Origin of the sequence: Pseudaminobacter soli (ex Li et al. 2025) (genome assembly GCF_029892515.1) — a bacterium.
Taxonomy (GTDB): Bacteria; Pseudomonadota; Alphaproteobacteria; order Rhizobiales; family Rhizobiaceae; genus Pseudaminobacter; species Pseudaminobacter soli_A.
In genome coordinates this window covers 2,096,602-2,117,726 of sequence record NZ_JARXVF010000001.1, presented here as the reverse complement: position 1 = coordinate 2,117,726, position 21,125 = coordinate 2,096,602, and the positions used below count along the sequence as shown (strand labels likewise).

General features: G+C 63.8%; 21 protein-coding genes. 8 read left to right on the top strand and 13 right to left on the bottom strand.

Annotated features, from left to right (window positions below; all coding sequences use genetic code 11):
• Window positions 1–100: 100 nt before the first annotated feature.
• From odhB to M2281_RS10080, 8 genes are all read right to left on the bottom strand, one after another.
• Complete coding sequence (odhB, locus tag M2281_RS10115; protein ID WP_280820928.1) at window positions 101–1,378, bottom strand: 2-oxoglutarate dehydrogenase complex dihydrolipoyllysine-residue succinyltransferase; 1,278 nt, start codon at window positions 1,376–1,378, stop codon at window positions 101–103.
• Between the two features lie 35 nt (window positions 1,379–1,413).
• The gene (locus tag M2281_RS10110) at window positions 1,414–4,404 is read right to left on the bottom strand and encodes a 2-oxoglutarate dehydrogenase E1 component (RefSeq protein ID WP_280820927.1); all 2,991 of its coding nucleotides are present in this window, start codon (window positions 4,402–4,404) and stop codon (window positions 1,414–1,416) included.
• A gap of 131 nt (window positions 4,405–4,535) precedes the next feature.
• Window positions 4,536–5,438, bottom strand: a complete 903-nt coding sequence (sucD, locus tag M2281_RS10105) for a succinate--CoA ligase subunit alpha (RefSeq protein ID WP_280820926.1) — start codon at window positions 5,436–5,438, stop codon at window positions 4,536–4,538.
• Window positions 5,439–5,442: 4 nt separating this feature from the next.
• Complete coding sequence (gene sucC / locus M2281_RS10100) at window positions 5,443–6,639, bottom strand: ADP-forming succinate--CoA ligase subunit beta (protein WP_280820925.1); 1,197 nt, start codon at window positions 6,637–6,639, stop codon at window positions 5,443–5,445.
• A 13-nt stretch (window positions 6,640–6,652) separates the two neighbouring features.
• Complete coding sequence (gene mdh / locus M2281_RS10095; RefSeq protein WP_280820924.1) at window positions 6,653–7,621, bottom strand: malate dehydrogenase; 969 nt, start codon at window positions 7,619–7,621, stop codon at window positions 6,653–6,655.
• A gap of 211 nt (window positions 7,622–7,832) precedes the next feature.
• A complete protein-coding gene (gene zapE / locus M2281_RS10090) occupies window positions 7,833–9,038 on the bottom strand; it encodes a cell division protein ZapE (protein ID WP_280820923.1) in 1,206 nt (401 codons plus the stop codon).
• Between the two features lie 79 nt (window positions 9,039–9,117).
• Window positions 9,118–9,660, bottom strand: a complete 543-nt coding sequence (locus tag M2281_RS10085; RefSeq protein ID WP_280820922.1) for a protease inhibitor Inh/omp19 family protein — start codon at window positions 9,658–9,660, stop codon at window positions 9,118–9,120.
• Between the two features lie 202 nt (window positions 9,661–9,862).
• Window positions 9,863–10,300: a hypothetical protein gene (locus M2281_RS10080; protein ID WP_280820921.1), complete on the bottom strand. Its 438-nt coding sequence runs from the start codon at window positions 10,298–10,300 to the stop codon at window positions 9,863–9,865.
• A 170-nt stretch (window positions 10,301–10,470) separates the two neighbouring features.
• Between M2281_RS10080 and M2281_RS10075 the strand changes: the two genes are divergently transcribed.
• From M2281_RS10075 to M2281_RS10040, 8 genes are all read left to right on the top strand, one after another.
• Window positions 10,471–11,487 carry an MBL fold metallo-hydrolase gene (locus M2281_RS10075; RefSeq protein WP_280820920.1) on the top strand — a complete coding sequence of 339 codons (1,017 nt, stop codon included), beginning with the start codon at window positions 10,471–10,473 and terminating at the stop codon, window positions 11,485–11,487.
• A 96-nt stretch (window positions 11,488–11,583) separates the two neighbouring features.
• Entirely contained in the window at window positions 11,584–12,105 is a 522-nt protein-coding gene (locus M2281_RS10070; protein ID WP_280820919.1) for a Dps family protein, read from the top strand.
• Between the two features lie 86 nt (window positions 12,106–12,191).
• Window positions 12,192–13,073, top strand: coding sequence for a diaminopimelate epimerase (gene dapF / locus M2281_RS10065; RefSeq protein WP_280820918.1), 882 nt, complete (start codon window positions 12,192–12,194; stop codon window positions 13,071–13,073).
• On the top strand, window positions 13,073–14,356 hold the full coding sequence (mtaB, locus tag M2281_RS10060; RefSeq protein WP_280820917.1) for a tRNA (N(6)-L-threonylcarbamoyladenosine(37)-C(2))-methylthiotransferase MtaB: 1,284 nt from the start codon (window positions 13,073–13,075) through the stop codon (window positions 14,354–14,356). The genes dapF and mtaB overlap by 1 nt, the downstream gene beginning before the upstream one ends.
• An 11-nt stretch (window positions 14,357–14,367) precedes the next feature.
• Window positions 14,368–16,122, top strand: coding sequence for a signal recognition particle-docking protein FtsY (ftsY, locus tag M2281_RS10055; protein WP_280820916.1), 1,755 nt, complete (start codon window positions 14,368–14,370; stop codon window positions 16,120–16,122).
• A 57-nt stretch (window positions 16,123–16,179) separates the two neighbouring features.
• A complete protein-coding gene (locus M2281_RS10050; protein WP_280820915.1) occupies window positions 16,180–16,827 on the top strand; it encodes a septation protein A in 648 nt (215 codons plus the stop codon).
• Window positions 16,828–16,899: 72 nt separating this feature from the next.
• Window positions 16,900–17,430, top strand: coding sequence for an NADPH-dependent FMN reductase (locus tag M2281_RS10045; RefSeq protein ID WP_280820914.1), 531 nt, complete (start codon window positions 16,900–16,902; stop codon window positions 17,428–17,430).
• 137 nt (window positions 17,431–17,567) lie between these two features.
• Complete coding sequence (locus M2281_RS10040; RefSeq protein WP_280820913.1) at window positions 17,568–17,735, top strand: DUF1127 domain-containing protein; 168 nt, start codon at window positions 17,568–17,570, stop codon at window positions 17,733–17,735.
• A gap of 43 nt (window positions 17,736–17,778) precedes the next feature.
• On the opposite strand, the gene M2281_RS10035 is transcribed toward M2281_RS10040, so the two are convergent.
• From M2281_RS10035 to ccmA, 5 genes are all read right to left on the bottom strand, one after another.
• Window positions 17,779–18,837, bottom strand: a complete 1,059-nt coding sequence (locus M2281_RS10035) for a DUF2332 domain-containing protein (protein WP_280820912.1) — start codon at window positions 18,835–18,837, stop codon at window positions 17,779–17,781.
• A 32-nt stretch (window positions 18,838–18,869) separates the two neighbouring features.
• Window positions 18,870–19,451, bottom strand: coding sequence for a DsbE family thiol:disulfide interchange protein (locus M2281_RS10030; protein ID WP_280820911.1), 582 nt, complete (start codon window positions 19,449–19,451; stop codon window positions 18,870–18,872).
• A complete protein-coding gene (gene ccmD, locus M2281_RS10025) occupies window positions 19,448–19,618 on the bottom strand; it encodes a heme exporter protein CcmD (protein WP_106723249.1) in 171 nt (56 codons plus the stop codon). The genes M2281_RS10030 and ccmD overlap by 4 nt, the downstream gene beginning before the upstream one ends.
• A 197-nt stretch (window positions 19,619–19,815) precedes the next feature.
• Window positions 19,816–20,481, bottom strand: a complete 666-nt coding sequence (ccmB, locus tag M2281_RS10020; RefSeq protein ID WP_280820910.1) for a heme exporter protein CcmB — start codon at window positions 20,479–20,481, stop codon at window positions 19,816–19,818.
• Window positions 20,481–21,086, bottom strand: a complete 606-nt coding sequence (gene ccmA / locus M2281_RS10015; protein ID WP_280820909.1) for a heme ABC exporter ATP-binding protein CcmA — start codon at window positions 21,084–21,086, stop codon at window positions 20,481–20,483. Before ccmA ends, ccmB begins: the two co-directional genes overlap by 1 nt.
• Window positions 21,087–21,125: the final 39 nt, after the last annotated feature.

The following is a 21,125-nucleotide window of genomic DNA, read 5'->3' as shown; positions in this document are numbered from 1 at the left end:
AATCGGTTTTGCGCAAAGGAGCCATGCGCAGTTTTGGGTGCAGCGGAAGACCTTGCCCGCCGCTGTGGGCGGGCATCGGTATCCTGCGCTGGGCTGTTCCTTAGAGGTCCAGCACCAGGCGTTCCGGATCCTCGAGGCTTTCCTTGACGCGCACCAGGAAGGTCACGGCTTCCTTGCCGTCGACGATGCGGTGATCGTAGGAGAGCGCCAGATACATCATCGGGCGGATGACGATCTGGCCGCCGACCACCATCGGCCGCTCCTGGATCTTGTGCATGCCGAGGATGCCCGACTGCGGAGCATTGAGGATCGGCGTCGACATCAGCGACCCGTAGACGCCGCCGTTGGAGATGGTGAAGGTGCCGCCCTGCATGTCGGCGACCGAGAGCTTGCCGTCGCGCGCGGCGATGCCGAGGCGGCCGATTTCCTTCTCGATCTCGGCGATCGACATCTGGTCGGCGTCGCGCACCACCGGCACCACGAGACCCTTGTCGGTGCCCACAGCCACGCCGACATGGGCATAGTTCTTGTAGACGATGTCGGTGCCGTCGATCTCGGCGTTGACCGCCGGGATTTCCTTCAGCGCATGCGTGACGGCCTTGGTGAAGAAGCCCATGAAGCCGAGCTTCACGCCGTGCTTCTTCTCGAACACGTCCTTGTACTTGGAGCGCAGGTCCATCACCGCCTTCATGTCCACCTCGTTGAAGGTGGTGAGCATGGCGGCGGTCGACTGGGCTTCCTTCAGGCGGCGCGCGATGGTCTGGCGCAGCTTGGTCATGCGCACGCGCTCTTCGCGCACTTCGTCGCCGGGGGCCGAAGGCGCACGGGCCGTAACGGGTGCCGGCGCAGGAGCGGCGGCCGGAACCAGCGAGATGCCGCGTGCAACGGCTTCGAGCACGTCACCCTTCAGCACCTGGCCGCGCTTGCCCGAACCTGCGATCTGGTCCACCGAGAGATTGGCCTCGGCGATCAGCTTGGCGGCAGCGGGTGCCGGCGGCATCTTGCGCTCCTCGATCGGCGACGAGCCGGCGATCGCGGCGGTCTTGGCCACGGCTTCGCTGACGGACGCGGCGCCGGCAGCACCCGCCGCCTGTGCCACGGCTTCAGGCTTGGTCGCCGGCTTGGCAGCGGCCGCACCTGCACCCGCCGAAAGCGTGCCGAGGATTGCGCCGACGCCGACGCTCTCGCCTTCCTGGGCAGTGATCTCGGCCAGCGTGCCGGCGGCCGGCGCGGGCACTTCGATCGTCACCTTGTCGGTTTCGAGCTCGACCAGCGGCTCGTCGGCGGCGATTGCATCGCCGACCTTCTTGAACCACTTGCCGATGGTCGCCTCGCTGACGGATTCGCCAAGGGTCGGGACGCGGATTTCGGTAGCCATCTTTTGCCTATCCGTTTTCTTCTGAACTTATGGAACTATTCGCCGAGCGCGTCGTCGAGGAACGCCTGGAGCTGAGCCAGGTGCTTCGACATCAGGCCGGTTGCGGGCGATGCGGCGGCCGGACGGCCGGTGTAGCGCACGCGCTGATGCTTGGCGTCGATATGGGCGAGCACCCATTCCAAGTAGGGGTCGATGAACGACCAGGCGCCCATGTTCTTGGGCTCCTCCTGGCACCACACCATCTCCGCGCTGCGGAAGCGCGACAGCTCGGTAATGAGCGCCTTGGCCGGGAACGGGTAGAGCTGCTCGACGCGCAGCAGATAGATGTCGTTGATGCCGCGCTTCTCACGCTCCTCGTAGAGGTCGTAATAGACCTTGCCCGAGCAGAGCACGACGCGACGGATCTTCGAGTCCTTCACCAGCTTGATCGGCTGGTCCGGCAGCAGCTGGGCATCGTCCCACAGCAGGCGGTGGAACGAGCTTTCGCCCGACAGTTCCGCCAGGGTCGACACGGCGCGCTTGTGGCGCAGCAGCGACTTCGGCGTCATCAGGATCAGCGGCTTGCGGAAGTCGCGCTTCAGCTGCCGGCGCAGGATGTGGAAGTAGTTAGCCGGCGTCGTGCAGTAGGCAACCTGCATGTTGTCTTCCGCGCAGAGCTGCAGGAAGCGCTCCAGGCGAGCCGACGAGTGCTCCGGTCCCTGCCCCTCATAGCCATGCGGCAGCAAGCACACGAGGCCCGACATGCGCAGCCACTTGCGCTCGCCCGACGAGATGAACTGGTCGAACACCACCTGCGCGCCGTTGGCGAAGTCGCCGAACTGGGCTTCCCACAGCGTCAGCGCCTTGGGGTCGGCAAGGCTGTAGCCGTATTCGAAGCCGAGCACGGCCTCTTCCGAAAGCATCGAGTTGATGACTTCGTAGTTTGCCTGGGCGGCCGACAGGTTGTTGAGCGGGATGTAGCGGTTCTCGTCGCGCTGATCGTAAAGCACCGAATGGCGCTGCGAGAAGGTGCCGCGCTCCGAATCCTGGCCCGAAAGGCGGATCGGATTGCCGTCGAGCAGGATCGAGCCGAAGGCAAGCGCCTCGGCGGTCGACCAGTCGAGGCCCTCACCCGATTCGATCATCTTGCGGCGCGCGTCGAGGAAGCGGCCGATCGTCTTGTGGACCTCGAAGCCTTCCGGAACATCCGTGAGCTTCTTGCCGACTTCCTTCAGGATCTTCACCGGCACGGCGGTCTTGCCGCGACGCAGCTCGTCCTGATTATCCGCAGCCCGGAGGCCCGACCAGGCACCATCCAGCCAGTCGGCCTTGTTGGGCTTGTAGGATTGGCCGGCCTCGAACTCGGCCTCGAGATGAGCGCGCCAGTCGGCCTTCATCTGCTCGAACTCGGCTTCGGTCACCAGTCCTTCGCCGATCAGCTTGTCGGCGTAGAGCTGCACCGTCGTCTTATGGACGCGGATGCTGCGATACATGATCGGCTGCGTGAATGCAGGCTCGTCGCCCTCGTTGTGGCCGAAGCGGCGGTAGCAGAACATGTCCAGAACCACGGGCTTGTGGAACTTCATGCGGAATTCGGTCGCCACCTTGGCCGCGAAGACCACGGCTTCCGGATCGTCGCCATTCACGTGGAAGATCGGGGCCTCGATCATCTTGGCCACGTCCGACGGATAGGGCGACGAACGCGAGAAGCGCGGATTGGTGGTGAACCCGATCTGGTTGTTGATGATGACGTGCAGCGTGCCTGCGACGCGATGGCCGCGCAAGCCCGAGAGGCCGAGGATTTCGGCAATCACGCCCTGGCCGGCAAAAGCCGCGTCGCCATGGATGAGCAGCGGCAGCACCTGGGCGCGCACTTCCAGCGGCACGATCTCGTGGCGCGGATTGCGGCCGTAGAACTGGTCCTGCTTGGCGCGCGCCTTGCCCATCACGACGGGGTCGACGATTTCCAGATGCGAGGGGTTGGCGGTCAGCGACAGGTGCACCTTGTTGCCGTCGAATTCGCGGTCCGACGAAGCACCCAGATGGTACTTCACGTCGCCCGAACCCTCGACGTCGTCGGGTGCGTAGGAGCCGCCCTTGAACTCGTGGAAGATGGCGCGGTGCGGCTTGGCCATCACCTGCGACAGCACGTTGAGGCGGCCGCGATGGGCCATGCCCAGCACGATCTCCTTCATGCCGAGGGAGCCGCCGCGCTTGACGATCTGCTCCAGTGCCGGAATCAGAGATTCACCACCGTCGAGGCCGAAGCGCTTGGTGCCCTTGTACTTGACGTCGATGAACTGCTCGAAGCCCTCCGCTTCGACGAGCTTGTGCAGGATCGCCTTCTTGCCTTCGGCGGTGAAGGCAATGCCCTTGTCCGGCCCCTCTATGCGCTCCTGGATCCAGGCCTTCTCCTCGGGGTCGGAGATGTGCATGAACTCGACGCCGATGGTCGAGCAGTAGGTGCGCGTCAGGATGTCGAGCATCTCGCGGATGGTCGCGTATTCCAGCCCGAGCACATGGTCGATGAAGATCTTGCGGTCATAATCGGCTTCGGTGAAGCCGTAGGAAGCCGGCGAGAGCTCGTTGTAGTCCTCGATCGGCTTGGCAATGCCCAGCGGGTCGAGCTGGGCATGCAGATGGCCGCGCATACGATAGGCGCGGATCATCATGATGGCGCGCACCGAGTCACGGGTCGCCTGCAGAATGTCGGTTTCGGACAGAACCTCGCCCTTGGCGACGGCCTTTTCCTTGACCTTCTTTTCAATGGTCTTTTCGACGAGGCCCCAATTGCCGTCCAGCGCGGAAACCAGCTCGCCATTGGCCTGAAGCGGCCAGCTCGGCTTCGACCAGGAAGCGCCCTGCGCATTCTTGCGCACGTCGTCGGCGCTGTCCTTCAGCGAAGCGAAGAAATCCTGCCACTGCGGATCGACCGAGGACGGATCCGCCTCATAGGCCGCATAGAGGGCATCGATATAGTCGGCGTTGCCGCCGTAGAGAAACGAAGTGAGGGAAAATTGGTCGTTGGCTTGGTCTTGTCGCGCCATCTTTACTCTCGGAGCCTCGGCTCCGTCTCCTTACCTTGACTGCGGCCACGCCGCACCCGAACGGTTTCCCGTGCCTTCTTCGCCTCCAATGTGCCGGGCCTGTGGCGGTCCGGCACATTGCCTGAGGGCGATCAGCCCTTGATCGCCTCGACGAGCGTGGTGCCCAGTCGAGCCGGCGACGGCGAAACGCGGATGCCCGCGGCTTCCATCGCAGCGATCTTGTCTTCTGCACCGCCCTTGCCGCCGGAAATCACGGCGCCCGCATGGCCCATGGTGCGTCCGGGAGGGGCGGTACGGCCCGCGATGAAGCCGGCCATCGGCTTCTTGCGGCCGCGCTTGGCCTCGTCGATGAGGAACTGCGCGGCGTCTTCTTCAGCCGAGCCGCCGATCTCGCCGATCATGATGATCGACTTGGTCTCGTCGTCGGCGAGGAACATTTCGAGCACGTCGATGAATTCCGTTCCCTTCACCGGATCGCCGCCGATGCCGACCGCAGTCGACTGGCCAAGACCGGCATTGGTTGTCTGGAACACAGCTTCGTATGTAAGCGTGCCGGAGCGCGAAACAACGCCGACCGAGCCCTTGCGGAAGATGTTGCCGGGCATGATGCCGATCTTGCACTCGTCGGGCGTGACGAGACCGGGGCAGTTCGGCCCGATCAGGCGGGACTTCGACTTCTCAAGCCGCGCCTTGACCTTGACCATGTCGGCCACCGGAATGCCCTCGGTGATGCAGACGATCAGCGGGATCTCGGCCTCGATCGCTTCGATGATCGCGGCCGCGGCGCCTGCCGGCGGCACGTAGACGACCGACGCATTGGCGCCGGTCTTGTCCTTGCCCTCGGCAACGCTTGCGAAGATCGGCAGGGTCTCGCCCTTCGAGCCGGCCCACATCTCGCCGCCCTTCTTGGGGTTGATGCCGCCGACCATCTGGGTGCCGTGGTAGGCGAGCGCCTGCTCGGTGTGGAAGGTGCCGGTCTTGCCGGTGAGGCCCTGAACCAGAACCTTGGTGTTCTTGTCGATGAGAATGGACATCAGCTCAGTTTCCCTTCACCGCCGCGACGATCTTCTTGGCGGCGTCGTCGAGATCGTCCGCCGACACGGTGTTGAGGCCGCTCTCGTTGATGATCTTCTTGCCGAGCGCGGCATTGGTGCCTTCCAGGCGCACGACCAGCGGAACCTGGAGGCCCACTTCCTTCACCGCCGCGACCACGCCTTCGGCGATGACGTCGCAACGCATGATGCCGCCGAAGATGTTGACGAGGATGCCCTTCACATTCGGATCGGCCGTGATGATCTTGAACGCAGCCGTGACCTTCTCCTTGGAAGCGCCGCCGCCGACGTCGAGGAAGTTGGCGGGCTCGGCGCCATAGAGCTTGATGATGTCCATCGTGGCCATCGCCAAGCCCGCGCCGTTGACCATGCAGCCGATATCGCCATCGAGGGCAACGTAGGCGAGGTCGTATTTCGACGCCTCGATTTCCTTAGCGTCCTCTTCGGTGGTGTCGCGCAGTTCGAGGATCTCGGGGTGACGGAACAGCGCGTTGTTGTCGAACGAGACCTTGGCGTCGAGCACGCGCAGGCGGCCGTTCTTCATGACGATCAGCGGATTGACCTCAAGCAGGCTCATGTCCGTCTCGACGAAGGCCTTGTAGAGGATCGGGAACAGCTTCTCGCCGTCCTTGGCCGCCTCGCCCGAGAGCTTCAGCGCCTCGTTGAGCTGCTTGACGTCGCCATCGGTGACCCCGGTGACGGGATCGATGGCGACCGTGATGATCTTCTCGGGCGTGTCGTGTGCGACCTGCTCGATGTCCATGCCGCCTTCGGTGGAAACCACGAAGGCGACGCGGCCGACCGAACGGTCGACCAGGATCGAGAGATAGAGCTCGCGGTCGATGTCGGCGCCGTCCTCGATGTAGAGGCGGTTGACCTGCTTGCCATCGGCGCCGGTCTGCTTGGTCACCAGAGTGTTGCCGAGCATTTCCTTGGTGAAGGCCACGACTTCGTCAATCGACTTGGCCAGGCGCACGCCGCCCTTGGCATCGGCAGGAAGTTCCTTGAACTTGCCCTTGCCGCGCCCGCCGGCGTGGATCTGGCTCTTCACCACATAAAGCGGCCCGGGGAGCGACTTGGCAGCAGCTTCCGCCTCGCCCGCGCTGAAGATGGCAACGCCATCGGCCACCGGCGCGCCGAAACCCTTCAGCAGCGCCTTGGCTTGATATTCATGAATATTCATCGGCCGACGACCTTTACTTGTTGCCGAGGTTCGGAGCGATGGTCACGCAGGCATCGCAGAGCGCCTTCACGGCATCCACCGACTTCTCGAACATCTTCTCTTCGGTCTTGTTGAAGTCGAGCTCGATGATGCGCTCGACGCCGCCAGCGCCGATCACGACCGGCACGCCGACATACATGTCCTTGAGCCCATACTGGCCGCTGAGATAGGCCGCGCAGGGCAGGACGCGCTTCTTGTCCTTGAGGTAGCTCTCCGCCATGGCGACCGCCGAGGCGGCCGGGGCGTAGTAGGCAGAGCCGGTCTTGAGCAGGCCGACGATCTCGCCGCCGCCCTTGCGGGTGCGCTCGACGATGGCGTCAAGCTTCTCCTGGCTGGTCCAGCCCATCTTGATCAGATCAGGCAGCGGGATGCCGGCAACCGTCGAGTAGCGCACCATCGGCACCATGTCGTCGCCGTGGCCGCCCAGCGTCATGGCGCTGACGTCCTCGACCGAAACCTTGAATTCTTCCGCCAGGAAGTAGCGGAAGCGGGCCGAGTCCAGCACGCCGGCCATGCCGACGACGTGGCTCTTGGGCAGGCCCGAGAACTTCTGCAGAGCCCAGACCATGGCGTCGAGCGGATTGGTGATGCAGATGACGAAAGCGTTGGGGGCATACTTCTTGATGCCGGCGCCAACCTGCTCCATGACCTTGAGGTTGATACCCAGGAGGTCGTCGCGGCTCATGCCGGGCTTACGCGGCACGCCGGCGGTGACGATGCACACGTCCGCACCCTCGATACCGGCATAGTCATTCACGCCGACATAGCGGGTGTCGAAGCCGTCGACGGGCGAGGACTCGGCAATATCCAGCCCTTTACCCTGCGGAATGCCTTCCGCGATGTCGAACAGGACGACATCGCCGAGTTCCTTGAGACCGATCATGTGGGCGAGCGTGCCGCCGATCATGCCGGAACCGATGAGGGCGATCTTGTTGCGTGCCATGTGAGGATATTTCCCTTTGCTGTGGCCCGGCGCGAAAGACGCCGGAGGAGAGCGTTTAGGCCAGAATGAGCGGGCGTATGCAGCCAGAATTCCGCGGCTGAGATAGCGCCAAGACTGTGGAAATTCAACCGATTATTTTGACCCTAAATATTTCAATCGTTTAGAATTGATGGGAATTACGTAAACGTCAAAATTTTGCAGCAAAACGCTTTCACACGGACATTGTTTTGCCGACTTCAAGTGAAGGTCGAGCTTTCCCATGACGCTCCGTCCAGCCGTCGAGCCAATCCCGGCTCTGCATCTCCATCAATCTGGAGACGGTTCGGTCGAATTCAAATGCCTCGACGCCGCGTTTGCCGGTGTACAGCGCCTGCGGCGGGGCCGCGGCACTGACGACCAGCCTGATCTGGTGGTCATATAGAGTGTCGATCAGCAGGATGAAGCGCTTGGCCTCATTTCGCTTGCCTTCCGCCAGCACAGGAACGTGATCGACAAAGACCGTCGAGTAACGCGCGGCAATCGCCAAGAAATCGCGTGCGCCATGCGGCTGCTCGCAGAGATCGGCGAAGGTGAAGCGCGCCGTATCTTCCGTGGCCAGGGGCACTGCGATGTGGCGCCCCTTGAGGGAAATCGTCGCCGGCGCGGCCGCTTGCCCGGCGGTAACGGTCTGCCAGGCCTCGTCCATCTGCCGGTCGGCCTCGGCCCCCAGCGGGCTCATATAGACCGGGAGGCGGTTGAGCTTCTCGAGGCGATAGTCCTTGTCGGCATCGAGGTCGAGCACATCGACATGGCGCTTCAGCACCTCGACGAAGGGCAGGAAAAGACCGCGATTGAGGCCATCCCGGTAGAGGTCGTCGGGCGCCACGTTTGAGGTCGCCACCAGCACCACGCCATTGGCGAATAGGGCCGAGAAAAGCCGCGACAGGATCATCGCATCGGCGATGTCGGTCACTGTGAATTCGTCGAAGCAAAGGACCCAGGCTTCTTCTGCCAGCGCCGCGGCCACCGGGGGGATCGGATCGTCGTCCTTGGTCTCGCCGTTCTTGCGCGCCAGCCGGTGCTTCTGGATGCGGTCCTGCACATCCGCCATGAAGTCGTTGAAATGCATGCGGCGCTTGCGCCGCACCGGCACCAGCTCGAAGAACATGTCCATCAACATGGTCTTTCCGCGACCGACATCGCCATGGATGTAAAGGCCTTTGACGGGAACGCTGCGCTCGCGCCTCTTGCCGAAAAGCCAGCCGAGCGCGCTGGATTTCTTTGCCAGCCGCTTTTGGGAAATCTCGTCGATGAGATGGTCGAGCGCCGTGACGATTACTTCCTGCGCGGGGTCGCGCGCGATCGCCTTGGTCTCGACCAGATGGTCGTAGCGCTGCCTGACCGTCACACGCGTCTGAATACCTTCACGCAGATGCATCGGCCATGTCTCTGGAAAGTCTGTCGTTCATCCTAGTCGCGGCCGCCATGGACTTGCCGGCCGCGCGGGACCACTGTCGTCAGCGGCTGAGCGAGACCGGAACGCCGCTCTCGGTCTGACCGGAGAACTTCTCCGGACCCGACGAGGAGAGCCGTGCCAGCGGGCTGCCATTCTCATCATAGAGCGTAAGCTGGCTTCCGGCGACGCTCCAGGACTTTACAGCGTCGATCGGCGACGGGCAGCGCAGCGGGCCGGCGCGGTAGCCCTGGCCGAACTTGGTCTGCGGCGTTGCCACACGGCAGGTCTGGCCGCCCACCGAGGCGTTCCATACACCGGCAACGCTGCCGGCCGTGATAGCCGGCCCGTTGCCAGCCGGTCCGCCGGATGCCGGCGGCAGCCCGGCAACCTGCGTGCCGCCGCCAGGGGCTGCGGGGAATTGCGAGGGATCGGCGGTGCCCGGAGCAACCGGCGGCGGCAACTGGCCGCTCGTGACCTGTCCGGTCGGCGCGGGCACGAGCGGTGCAGGCTGTGTATCCAGGGAAGAAATACGCGAACTCTGGCAGCCGCTTGCCGCCAACGCCATCACCGATACGGCCAACAGGCCCGTTCTCGAAAAAATCATGCCATACCTCCGTCGGGACGGTCACCCGCCCGATCAAAATCATCGGCCCCACAAACAGGCCGATGTTGGCCAAATTTCAACCGTCTATGGTTAATATCCGGTTTGCATTGCACCGCTGTTGCAAAAATATCGCATGAGTTTTTGCCTCGCGCAGTCAAATCCAAGCCCGTCTCGGGCTGAATTATCCTTTGCGTCCAGGCGGTTATCCGCCGATCGAACGGCTGGGCACGAAGATATAGCCGTCAGGGCCCACCACATGGCATTCACGCAATCCATGCGGTTTGTCGACCGCGCCCGACAGCACAATGTGTTCGTGCTCGCGGGCGAGAGCCTCGACCGCGTCGGGGTCGCTGCCATAGAGCCTGATCTCCAGACCGGCTCCGCGCGCCTCGACGCCTGTCACCGTCCCACTCATCGGATTGTCGCTGTAGGAGTGGTCGGCATGCAGCATGAAAACGGACCCCAGCAGTTCCACCGCCGCGAAATCCTCGTCGGCATAGATGATCGTGGCTCCCAGCACGTCCCGGCAGAAAGCCTCCATGGGCGCAACTTCACGGACCAGGAGATTGATGCCGACGCCGTGCGGCAATGAGCGGCCGAATTCGTCCGCCGACATCCAGGGCTGCTTCGTCCGCTTCATGACCATCGTCGCACCCCCGGCTCGGCTTCTCCCCGCAGCCCGCTGCGGGATAGATCGCGACCCTAGCAAACCGGATGAAACGCTGTTGGCACTTGCCACGGCAAAAGCTTGCGCCAGTCTCCCCGGTCATTATCCTTTACCTACTCCGCAACGATTGCCCAGGAGCCTGCATGGCGAGACGGCCGAAACCTCCCAATCCATATTATCGGGGTCCCCTCAGCGATCATTTCGACGGCCGTGTCTTCTTCAATCCCAATGGAAAGGCCCCCGGCAGCTTTTCGGCGCTGCTGAAGTGGCAGTTCGGCGGCGGGCGCGCCAAATGGCCGGCGTCATGGCCGAGCCCTTTTCCGCGAACGACGCCCGCACGGGCCGTGTCGGACGGCGACCTCCGGGTGACGATGGTCGGTCACGCCTCGCTGCTGGTGCAGATCGAGGGGATAAACATCCTCACCGACCCGGTCTGGTCGGCGCGGGTCTCGCCCCTGCCCTTCGCGGGACCCAAGCGGGTCAACCCGCCCGGGATTTCTTTCGATGAACTGCCGCAGATCCACATCGTCCTGCTCAGCCACAACCACTACGACCACCTCGATCTGGCGACGCTGAAGCGGCTTCAGGCCAAACACGACCCGCTCGTGATAACGCCGCTGGGCAACGACACGATCGTCCGAAGCCGCGCCCCGGAGATGCGGATCGTGACCGGCGACTGGGGCGACCGCTTCGAGTTCGACAGCATCGCCGTGCATATCGAACCGGCGCACCACTGGTCGGCCCGCGGCACCAAGGACAGGCGCATGGCGCTCTGGTCGGGCTTCGTCGTCGACTCGCCGTCCGGCAAGATCTATTTCGCCGGCGATACCGGGTTTCACGAGGGAGCTCACTACCGGCAGATGGCAGAGAAGCATGGCGGCTTCCGCCTCGCCATCCTTCCGATCGGCGCCTATGAGCCGCGCTGGTTCATGGCCCCGCAGCACCAGAACCCGGATGAGGCGGTGCGCGGCATGCAGCTGTGCAACGCCGCCTTCGCCGCCGGCTGCCATTGGGGCACGTTCCATCTCACCAACGAGCCGATAGACGAACCGCGCGCCAAGCTCGAACAGGCGCTGGACGACCAGCAGATCGCCCGCGAACGTTTCCGCGCCATGCTGGCCGGCGAGGTTTGGGACGTGCCAAAGCCGGCGCGGGAATAAAATCAGGCTCGACCGGCCAAACCGCGGCGCGGTTTGGAACGGAGTTCGAAGGTCTGCATTTCTGGATGGCAACGCACACCAAGAGGGAGCTTCACCATGCCGGACACCACCACCGCCGCCAAGGCCCACCGCAAGGCACCGCTCACCACGCCGACGGGGCTTGGCGACAATGCACGCCGCGACATCACGGCCGCGCTCAACGCGCTCGTGGCTGACGTTTTTGCACTCTATCTTAAGACCAAGAATTTCCACTGGCACATGAGCGGTCCGCACTTCCGCGACTACCATCTGCTGCTGGACGAACACGGGGACCAGATCTTCGAGATGACCGACGTGCTGGCCGAACGCGCCCGCAAGCTCGGCGGCGTCACGCTGCACTCCATCGGCGAGATTTCCCGGCTGCAGCGCATCCAAGACAATGACGCCGATTTCGTCACGCCCGAGGACATGCTGAGCGAGTTGCGCGAAGACAACGAGGCGCTGATTGCCAGCATGCGCAGCACGCACGACATCTGCGAAGAGGAAAATGACGTCGCAACCGCCAGCCTCCTGGAAAACTACATCGACGAGGCCGAGCGTCGCGCCTGGTTCCTGTTCGAGTCGACCCGCAAGATGTGAAGCTTCCAACCGGAGGGCCGTGGCGCAATAGCCGCACGGCCTTCTCCATACTGGTAATTCGCCGGCGTTTCCGCCATATAGGCCGGATGAGCACGACTGCGCCTTTCGCCAAGATGAATGGGCTCGGCAACGAGATCATCGTTGCCGACATGCGTGGGCGTATGGATCGCGTGACCCCGGCGGCGGCGATCGCGCTCAATGCCGATCCGGCCACCAAGTTCGATCAGATCATGGCCATTCATGATCCGCGTACCGCCGACACCATCAATTATATCGAGATCATCAATTCCGACGGCAGCCAGGCACAGGCCTGCGGCAACGGCACGCGCTGCGTGGTGCAGGCGCTGTCTGCCGAGACCGGACGGAAGGTGTTCACCTTCGAGACGGTCGCCGGCATCCTGAATGCCCGGGAACATGATGACGGGCTGATCTCCGTCGACATGGGCAAGCCGCGCTTTGGCTGGCAGGAAATCCCGCTCGCCGAGGAATTCCGCGACACGCGCATGATCGAATTGCAGATCGGCCCCATCGATGCACCGGTGCTGCACTCGCCTTCCGTCGCTTCGATGGGCAATCCCCATGCCATATTCTGGGTCGATCGCGACGTCTGGTCCTATGATCTGGACCGCTTCGGCTCGATGCTCGAGAACCACCCCATCTTCCCCGAGCGCGCCAATATTTCCATCGCTCAGGTCACGGCGCGGGACGCCATCACGCTGCGCACATGGGAGCGCGGTGCGGGCCTGACGCGCGCCTGCGGCTCGGCCGCCTGCGCGGCTGCGGTTTGCGGGGCGCGCACCCGCCGGACCGACCGCAAAGTCACGGTCACCGTTCCCGGCGGCCCGCTGGTGATCGAATGGCGCGATGACGACCACGTCATCATGACCGGCCCGGCCGAGTGGGAGTTTTCGGGCGCCTTCGACCCCGCCACCGGCGCGTGGCAGCGCGACCAGCAGGACGTCGCCTGATGGGTATCGACATCATCACCTTCGGCTGCCGGCTCAACACCTATGAGTCGGAAGTGATGCGCCGCGAGGCCGAGGCCGCCGGCCTTGGCGCGCTGCAGAATGGCGCGGTGATCTTCAACACCTGCGCCGTCACGGCAGAGGCCGTGCGCCAGGCCAAGCAGTCGATCCGCAAGGCGCGGCGTGAAAATCCCGACGCCCGCATCATCGTCACCGGCTGCGCTGCCCAGACAGATCCGGATGCCTTCGCCGACATGGGCGAGGTCGACCTAGTGCTCGGCAACGAGGAAAAGCTGAAGGCGCACAATTACCGCGCGCTTCCGGATTTCGGCGTCAACGACACCGAAAAGGCGCGGGTCAACGACATCTTTTCCGTGCGCGAAACAGCCGGCCACATGGTCGATGCCATCGAGGGCCGCGCGCGCGCCTTCGTTCAGGTGCAGAACGGCTGCGACCATCGCTGCACCTTCTGCATCATCCCCTACGGCCGCGGCAACTCGCGCTCGGTGCCCATGGGTGCGGTGGTCGACCAGGTCAAGCGTCTGACCGGCAATGGCTACGCCGAGGTCGTGCTGACCGGCGTCGATATGACGAGCTTCGGCGCCGACCTGCCGGGCGCGCCAAAACTGGGCAAGCTTGTGAAGACCATTTTGCGCCAGGTGCCCGAGGTGCAGCGACTGCGGCTCTCGTCCATCGATTCCATCGAGGCCGACGACGACCTCATGGACGCGATCGCCACCGAAAAGCGGCTGATGCCGCATTTGCATCTGTCGCTGCAGGCAGGCGACGACATGATCCTGAAGCGCATGAAGCGGCGGCATCTGCGCGACGATTCCATCCGCTTCTGCGAGGAGGTGCGGCGCCTGCGCCCCGACATCGTCTTCGGCGCCGACATCATCGCCGGCTTCCCCACCGAAACCGAGGCGATGTTCGAAAACTCGCTGAGGATCGTCGAAGAGTGCGGGCTGACCCATCTCCATGTCTTCCCCTTCAGCCCGCGCGAAGGCACACCCGCCGCGCGCATGCCGCAGGTAGACGGCCGCGCCATCAAGGAGCGCGCTGCGCGCCTGCGCGCTGCTGGCGAGGCGGCCTATCGCCGGCATCTCGAAAGACTGGTGGGAACCAGCCAGTCGATCCTCATCGAGCGCGACGGGCTTGGTCGCACCGAAGGTTTTACGCTTGCGGCCATTGAAGGCGGCGCCCCGGGCAGCATCGTTGCCGCCACAATTACCGGCCAGGACGGCGCCCGGCTGATCGCCGCGCCCGCCGCGATGGCCGCGGCCTGAGTAGAAACAGCATGGCATTCGGCTTCATCAAGAAAGTCTTCTCCTTCGGCAAGAAACCGGCCGAGGAAGCTGCTCCGGAAACGGAAGCTCCAACAACACCAGTTCTGGAACAGCAGACGCCCGCAACCGAGGCGCCGGCCGCGCCCTCACCCGCTAGCGAAGGGTCGATCGACGAGGTTGTCGATCGGGTCGAGAGCGCAGAGCCGTCGAGCGCGACCGAAACGTCTGTCGTTGCTGAAGCGCCGGCAACGGTTGAGCCGACCTCCTCTGCTCCTTCGGACCTTCTCCCCCTCAAGGGGGAAGAAGAGCCTGCGCCTGCCCTGCAAGAGCCCGCTCCCCTGCCCGACGAGCCGGCACCCGAACCTACTCCTGCCGAGCCGACCCCGGCTCCATCGGAAGTTCCGCCAGAAGTTCCTTCCGAGGTCCCGGAAGAGCCCGCGGAACTGCCCGAAGAGCTGCCGGTCGAAATTCCCGAGCCCACACCCGGCCCGACAGAGCCCACGTCCGAAACGGCCGAGCCGCCAGTCGCTGCGCCGACGCCTGCCCGCGAGACTATCGCGGAACTACCAGTTGCGGAGGTGCTGCCGCCGCTTCGCCAGCCTTCGCCGGTAGAAGTCGACCCGCTGCGCGACGAAGTCGCGCCCGAAATCACGCCGATTGAAACAATCTCGGAAGCCGAAAAGCCCGCACCTGCGCAGGATGCGTCGCTCTCCGCCTTGAGCGTAGCGACGGAAACCGCCGTGCCGCCCGCGACGGCACCGCTTGCCCCTGCCCCCGCGGGCAAGGTGACAGTGTCCAAAAAGGTCGAGCAGAAGGCCGAACCCGTCGCCCCGGCTGCGCCTGCGCCAAAACTCACCTGGTTCCAGCGCCTGAAGCAGGGCCTTTCGCGGTCTTCCAAGGAGCTTTCCGGCAGCATCGCCGGCGTCTTCACCAAGCGCAAGCTGGACGAGGACACGCTGCAGGATTTGGAAGACGTGCTGATCCGCGCCGATCTCGGCATGGAGACGGCGATCCGCATTACCGATGCGCTATCGTCCAGCCGCTACGGCAAGGATGTCTCTGACACGGAAGTGCGCACCGTCATGGCCGAACAGGTCGAGAAGGTGCTGAAGCCGGTCGCCATCCCGCTCGAGCTCGACCTGTCGCACAAGCCGCACGTCGTCCTGGTCGTCGGCGTCAACGGCACCGGCAAGACAACGACCATCGGCAAGCTCGCCGCCAAACTCACCGAAGGCGGGCTGTCGGTGATGCTGGCTGCCGGCGACACCTTCCGCGCGGCGGCGATCGAACAGCTGAAGATCTGGGGCGAGCGCACCGGCTCGCCGGTGGTCTCCTCGAAGCTTGGCGCCGACGCCGCGGGCCTCGCCTACGATGCTTTCGAGAAGGCCAAGGCCGCCGGCTCCGACGTGCTGATCATCGACACCGCCGGCCGGCTCCAGAACAAGGCCGAGTTGATGGCGGAACTGGAAAAGATCGTGCGCGTTCTGGGCAAGCTCGATCCCGAAGCCCCGCATACCGTGTTGCAGACCGTGGACGCCACCACCGGCCAGAACGCGCTGAACCAGGTTGAGATTTTCCGCAACGTGGCCGGCGTCAACGGTCTGGTGATGACCAAGCTCGACGGCACCGCGCGCGGCGGCATTCTGGTCGCCATCGCCGCCAAGCACCGGCTGCCGGTTTATTTCATCGGCGTCGGCGAGCAGGTCGACGACCTCGAACCATTTTCCGCAGGCGATTTCGCAAAAGCGATCGCTGGAGTAGCCTAGGCATGATCCCAAGGAGTTTTGGACTCTTTGGACAAGATTATGCGTAAGAAAGAGACCATGAACGCACCAGTCTTTGAACGCGACCCGGCCGACCCGAAGAAGAAGGAAATCAACCCGCTGCTCAAGCTTGCGCTTGAGCTTGGGCCGTTGCTCGTCTTCTTCTTCGCCAATGCCCGGGGCACGTGGCTGGTCGAGAAATTCCCGGTCCTCAGCGACTTCGGCGGCCCGATCTTCGTCGCCACCGGCCTGTTCATGATCGCCACCGCAATTGCGCTCATCGCCTCATGGCTGTTGATGCGCAGCCTGCCGATCATGCCGCTGGTGTCGGGCATCGTGGTGTTCGTGTTTGGCGCCCTGACGCTGTGGCTGCAGGACGACGTCTTCATCAAGATGAAGCCAACCATCGTCAATACGCTGTTCGGCGTTTCGCTGCTCGGCGGGCTTCTGTTCGGAAAATCCCTGCTCGGCTACGTCTTCGACAGCGCTTTCCGGCTCGACGAGGAAGGTTGGAAGATCCTGACCCTGCGCTGGGGGTTCTTCTTCCTGTTCCTGGCCATTGCCAACGAGATCGTGTGGCGGAACTTTTCGACCGACACCTGGGTCGCCTTCAAGGTCTGGGGCATCATGCCCATCACATTGCTTTTCACCTTCAGCCAGATGCCGCTGATCATGCGGCACTCGCTGGACGAGCGCTTCAAGAAATAGGTTTTTAGAGGCCGCCGTGGAGTTCACCGAAACACGCACGGCCTCGACAACTCCGAAGCGACAGGGCCGGCCATGATGAGGCTGCTGTGCATATGCGGCAGCCTGCGCGCGACCTCTACCAACATGGCGCTGCTGCACGCCTTGCGGGATACCGCACCGCCGGAATTCGAGCTTGCCGTCTATGACGGGCTCGGAGGGCTGCCCATCTTCAGCCCGGATGAAGAGGCCGAGCGCACTCCGCCCCAGGTGTCGCGCCTGATCGAGGCGGTCGCCCTTGCCGATGGCCTGATCATCGCCTGCCCGGAATATGCCCATGGCGTGCCGGGCGGCCTCAAGAATGCGCTCGACTGGCTGGTTTCCGGGGAGGCGCCGATCGGCAAGCCAGTGATGCTGGTCCACGCTTCGCCGCGATCGATGTTCGCCCGCGCGGCCTTGCGCGAGATATTGAAGACCATGTCCCTTGCGGTTTTTGACGGCGCGGAGCTGGAAGTGTCACTGATCGGCAAGAAGCCGCCCGACTTCGAGCCTATCCTGAGTGATCCAGTGATCCGCGATATGATGCGGGCAAGCCTGGTCGAATTCGGCCGATTCATAAAGCATTAACCCGGCATGCATTCGCAGCACTCCTGCGATGCAGCAATACTTATTGCACCGCAGCATGACTGTGGCAGACTTTGCGCGTGATCAGGGAGGATCCGAACCGTCGCCGGGAATGCGACGGCCCAGAAGGAGAACCCGTCATGATCTTTGCAAACACCATCGCCATCGCCAAGGACCGCATTGCCAAGCGCCGCCGCTACAATGCGCTCGTAGCCGAAATCCAGAACCTGACCCCGCGCGATCTTGCCGACATCAACGGCAACCGCAGCGAAATGCTCTACCACGCCTATCGTCAGGTCTACGGCTGATCCAATTCTGCGCGCCGCGCTTCCGGCAAGGGAGTGCCGGAAGCTACAGCCACTCGATCCAGCGGCCGTGATAGTCGCATTTGGCAAGATGCCTGGTCTCGCCGCCCGGCCATAGCGTCAGACTGAGCGTCGCAAAGGGGTCGCTGGTCGACAGCGGCTCCATGCGCAGCCAGGCAATGGGCGCATCGCCGGAAGCTTCCTTCCCCGCCTCCTCGAGTGCTCCAGCAATACTGTCCCGCGTCGACTGCGGCATGTATTGCCACATGATCGAATGGAAGAGCACGAAGACCGAGCCAGGCTGGCGCGTCGCCAGTTTCGCGCGCACGAAATCGGCGGCATCAGCCTTTTCCAGCGTGAAGGCGGTGCTCGATGCCAGGCCGATGGCGGCGTCGAGTCGTTCAAGCCGCTGCGCCTGGTCGGCCCAAATGTAGGAACGCAGGCGCAAGCGATCAGCCGCTTTGCCGATATCGACCGGCGCGACGTCGCAGCCGTGGCGGGATAGAACGCCCAATTCCCCGTCCAGCGGCGGCAGCTTGCCGCGCAGTACCGGTGCTAGCCGAACCGGCGAGGCTACATCGCCCCACTCCGCCTCGCCGTAGCGATAGAAGAATCGGTCGAACTGCAGATTGAGCGCCGCACTCGAGCCGATCTCGTGCAGCGCAAAGGGCAGCCCCGTTTCGCGCGCAATGGCCAAGAAGCCGGGAAGCAGCATGCCCGAGCGGGCGATCTCGTTGGTTTGCGGCGCATTGTCGAGTGCAGCGAAGAGCGCCTGGTCGTTGCGCGCGATTGCCTCCGTCAGCACCAGGCGCATCGTCTGATCGTCGACCTGCTGCGGCGGATAGATGGCGGCAAGCTGCCGGTCCGAGCCCAAAAGCACGAGCGCATGCAAACCGCCGCAAAGCCTGAGCGCCAGGGCGTCGTCACGCGGATTGCCCGGCCACTCCAAGACACGCCGACCTGTCCGCGTGCTTTCATCGAGCAAGCCGGCAAGCGTGCGGCACAGCCTTGCGGTAAAAGGAGAGCCAAGCCCATCGCAGGCCTTGGCCTGCATTTCGAAATGGTCCCGGATGGCTGGAGCGGCAGTCGAAGAAATTTCGTTCATGCAACACTCCCAATTTGGTGGAGACGACAGCCTCAGGATGTGGGAGCGGCCAGCGCCTTTTCGATTTCGGGCATCAGCACCTTCTCCGCCGACTCGGGCGTGATCGGGCCGACATGCTTGAAGGCCACCTTGCCGTCACGGCCGATGACGAAGGTCTCCGGCACGCCATAGACGCCCCAGTCGATCGCCGTACGGCCTGCTGCATCGACGCCGATGGCTCGATAAGGATTGCCGAGTTCGCCGAGGAAACGGCGGGCATTCTCGGGCTTGTCCTTGTAGTTCATGCCGACGAGATCGAAGCGTTTGTCCTTCGACAGCGCCAGTAGCACCGGATGCTCCTCGCGGCATGGCGCGCACCAGGAGGCAAAGACGTTCACAAGTGTGACCTTGCCGGCAAAGGCCGAGGAATCGAGCCCCGGCAGTTCGACGCCGTCGAGTGGCGGCAGTTTGGTTTCAGGAGCCACGCGGCCGATCAGGGCCGAAGGCACGGCCGAAATGTCGCGACCCGACAGAAGCTGGGATAGGAACACGGCGGCCAGAACGAGGAACACCGCCAGCGGCAGCAGCACCAGCAGCTTGCGGCGCGATTTAGGCTGTTCGTTCTGCATGGTCATGCTGCGGGCCCCTTGCGGTCGGAGCGGCGGCGCGCACCGCTGGCCTCAAGCTCGGCCATCTCCCTGCGCCTTGCGCGCTGGTCTACGAAAATCCAAGCCACCAGCCCGGCGAGCACCAGGGCCGAAATGCCGTAGGCCGCGGAAACGTAAAGCGCATGCACGGTCATAGAGGTCTCCTGCCCGGCAGTCCGGGACCGAGGCGTTCTGCGCTGTGAGAAGCTGTCTTGCTCATCACCGTTACATAGCCGGGCCGCTCAAGCTCCGCAATCGAATCGCCCTGCGACGAATTCGGGATGATCCGATCGTGATGGCGCCGCTGATTGTTTTAGCCGCATTTGTGCGATGCCGCTTGGCTGCAAAATGCTCAATCCGCCCCGGAACGCAGGGCCAGCGCCGCGGCCACGGGACCGATGACGGCGAGTAACAAGGTCAGCGCGCAAAGGATGAGAAAAGGCTGCAGAAACGGGTTCGGATGGTTCACCGCGCCATAGCTTGCCGAGACGCCGAAGATCAGCACCGGGATCACCAGCGGCAGCACCAGCACCGATACCAGGAGGCCGCCGCGCGGCAGCGACACGGCAACCGCCGCACCCGCCGCGCCGATGAAGGTGATGGCCGGCGTGCCGACCAGCAGTGTCAGCGCGGTCGCGCCGATGCCCACCGGCTCCATGTTCATGAACAGGCCGAGCAGCGGTGCCGCAACCACCAGCGGCAGCACGCTGGCCGTCCAGTGCGCCAGGCATTTGACGAAGACGGTGAGGGCCAAGAGGTGGCGATCGTGGTTGAGCACCATCAGATCCAGCGAGCCGTCCTCACGTTCGGCCTGGAACAGGCGGTCGAGGCCGAGCAGCGAGGCCAGCAGCGCGCCGATCCAGAGAATGGCCGGGCCGATCCGGGCAAGCAGGTTGAGATCGGGGCCGACGCCGAAGGGAATGGTGACGATAACGGCAAGGAAGAACAGCACGCCGGTCAGCGCGCCGCCGCCGGCGCGGATGCCAAGCCTGACATCGCGGAGATAGAGAGCCAGCATCAGTGTCCCCCCATCCGGAGTTCCTGCAGGCCTTCCAGCCCGAGCGGCAAGTGAGTCGCGGCAACGATCATGCCGCCTCCGAGAAGATGGGTGCGCATCAGCTCGGAAAAGTGCGCTTCCGAATGCTTGTCGAGACCGGAGGTCGGCTCGTCGAGCAGCCAGACCGGACGGTGGCTGACCATGAGCTTGGCGATCGAAACGCGCCGACGCTGCCCGGTCGACAGATAGCCGAAGGGCAGGTGGCCGATCGTTTCCAGGCCGACCATTTCAAGCGCCTCGAGGATCGAAAGATGCGGCCGCCCGAAAAACGACTGCCAGAAGGCGAGGTTTTCGGAAACGGTCAGCGCGGTCTTCATCGCATTGTCGGGCCCGAGAAAGTGGCAGGCTGATTCGACCGAGGGAAAGTCCTCGCCGCCGTCCTCGAATACGAGCCGGCCATCGGCCAGCGGCAGAAGGCCCGCTACCACGCGCAGCAAGGTTGATTTGCCGGCTCCGTTCGGACCGGTGACGATCAGCCCGTCGCCCTCGCTGAGGGTGAAGCCAATGCCGGAGAAGATAGCTTCGCCGGCGCGCCGTCCCTCGATATTTTCGGCGATCAGCCGCATCCTGTCCCCTTCGCCAAGCCGCGCTCCGCGCTCGATGTG

Excerpts from the sequence above, each read along its gene's own strand:
- odhB (WP_280820928.1), bottom strand. The coding sequence starts at position 1,378 with ATGGCTACCGAAATCCGCGTCCCGACCCTTGGCGAATCCGTCAGCGAG.
- M2281_RS10110 (WP_280820927.1), bottom strand. The coding sequence starts at position 4,404 with ATGGCGCGACAAGACCAAGCCAACGACCAATTTTCCCTCACTTCGTTT.
- sucD (WP_280820926.1), bottom strand. The coding sequence starts at position 5,438 with ATGTCCATTCTCATCGACAAGAACACCAAGGTTCTGGTTCAGGGCCTC.
- sucC (WP_280820925.1), bottom strand. The coding sequence starts at position 6,639 with ATGAATATTCATGAATATCAAGCCAAGGCGCTGCTGAAGGGTTTCGGC.
- mdh (WP_280820924.1), bottom strand. The coding sequence starts at position 7,621 with ATGGCACGCAACAAGATCGCCCTCATCGGTTCCGGCATGATCGGCGGC.
- zapE (WP_280820923.1), bottom strand. The coding sequence starts at position 9,038 with ATGCATCTGCGTGAAGGTATTCAGACGCGTGTGACGGTCAGGCAGCGC.
- M2281_RS10085 (WP_280820922.1), bottom strand. The coding sequence starts at position 9,660 with ATGATTTTTTCGAGAACGGGCCTGTTGGCCGTATCGGTGATGGCGTTG.
- M2281_RS10080 (WP_280820921.1), bottom strand. The coding sequence starts at position 10,300 with ATGAAGCGGACGAAGCAGCCCTGGATGTCGGCGGACGAATTCGGCCGC.
- M2281_RS10075 (WP_280820920.1), top strand. The coding sequence starts at position 10,471 with ATGGCGAGACGGCCGAAACCTCCCAATCCATATTATCGGGGTCCCCTC.
- M2281_RS10070 (WP_280820919.1), top strand. The coding sequence starts at position 11,584 with ATGCCGGACACCACCACCGCCGCCAAGGCCCACCGCAAGGCACCGCTC.
- dapF (WP_280820918.1), top strand. The coding sequence starts at position 12,192 with ATGAGCACGACTGCGCCTTTCGCCAAGATGAATGGGCTCGGCAACGAG.
- mtaB (WP_280820917.1), top strand. The coding sequence starts at position 13,073 with ATGGGTATCGACATCATCACCTTCGGCTGCCGGCTCAACACCTATGAG.
- ftsY (WP_280820916.1), top strand. The coding sequence starts at position 14,368 with ATGGCATTCGGCTTCATCAAGAAAGTCTTCTCCTTCGGCAAGAAACCG.
- M2281_RS10050 (WP_280820915.1), top strand. The coding sequence starts at position 16,180 with ATGAACGCACCAGTCTTTGAACGCGACCCGGCCGACCCGAAGAAGAAG.
- M2281_RS10045 (WP_280820914.1), top strand. The coding sequence starts at position 16,900 with ATGATGAGGCTGCTGTGCATATGCGGCAGCCTGCGCGCGACCTCTACC.
- M2281_RS10040 (WP_280820913.1), top strand. The coding sequence starts at position 17,568 with ATGATCTTTGCAAACACCATCGCCATCGCCAAGGACCGCATTGCCAAG.
- M2281_RS10035 (WP_280820912.1), bottom strand. The coding sequence starts at position 18,837 with ATGAACGAAATTTCTTCGACTGCCGCTCCAGCCATCCGGGACCATTTC.
- M2281_RS10030 (WP_280820911.1), bottom strand. The coding sequence starts at position 19,451 with ATGACCATGCAGAACGAACAGCCTAAATCGCGCCGCAAGCTGCTGGTG.
- ccmD (WP_106723249.1), bottom strand. The coding sequence starts at position 19,618 with ATGACCGTGCATGCGCTTTACGTTTCCGCGGCCTACGGCATTTCGGCC.
- ccmB (WP_280820910.1), bottom strand. The coding sequence starts at position 20,481 with ATGCTGGCTCTCTATCTCCGCGATGTCAGGCTTGGCATCCGCGCCGGC.
- ccmA (WP_280820909.1), bottom strand. The coding sequence starts at position 21,086 with ATGCGGCTGATCGCCGAAAATATCGAGGGACGGCGCGCCGGCGAAGCT.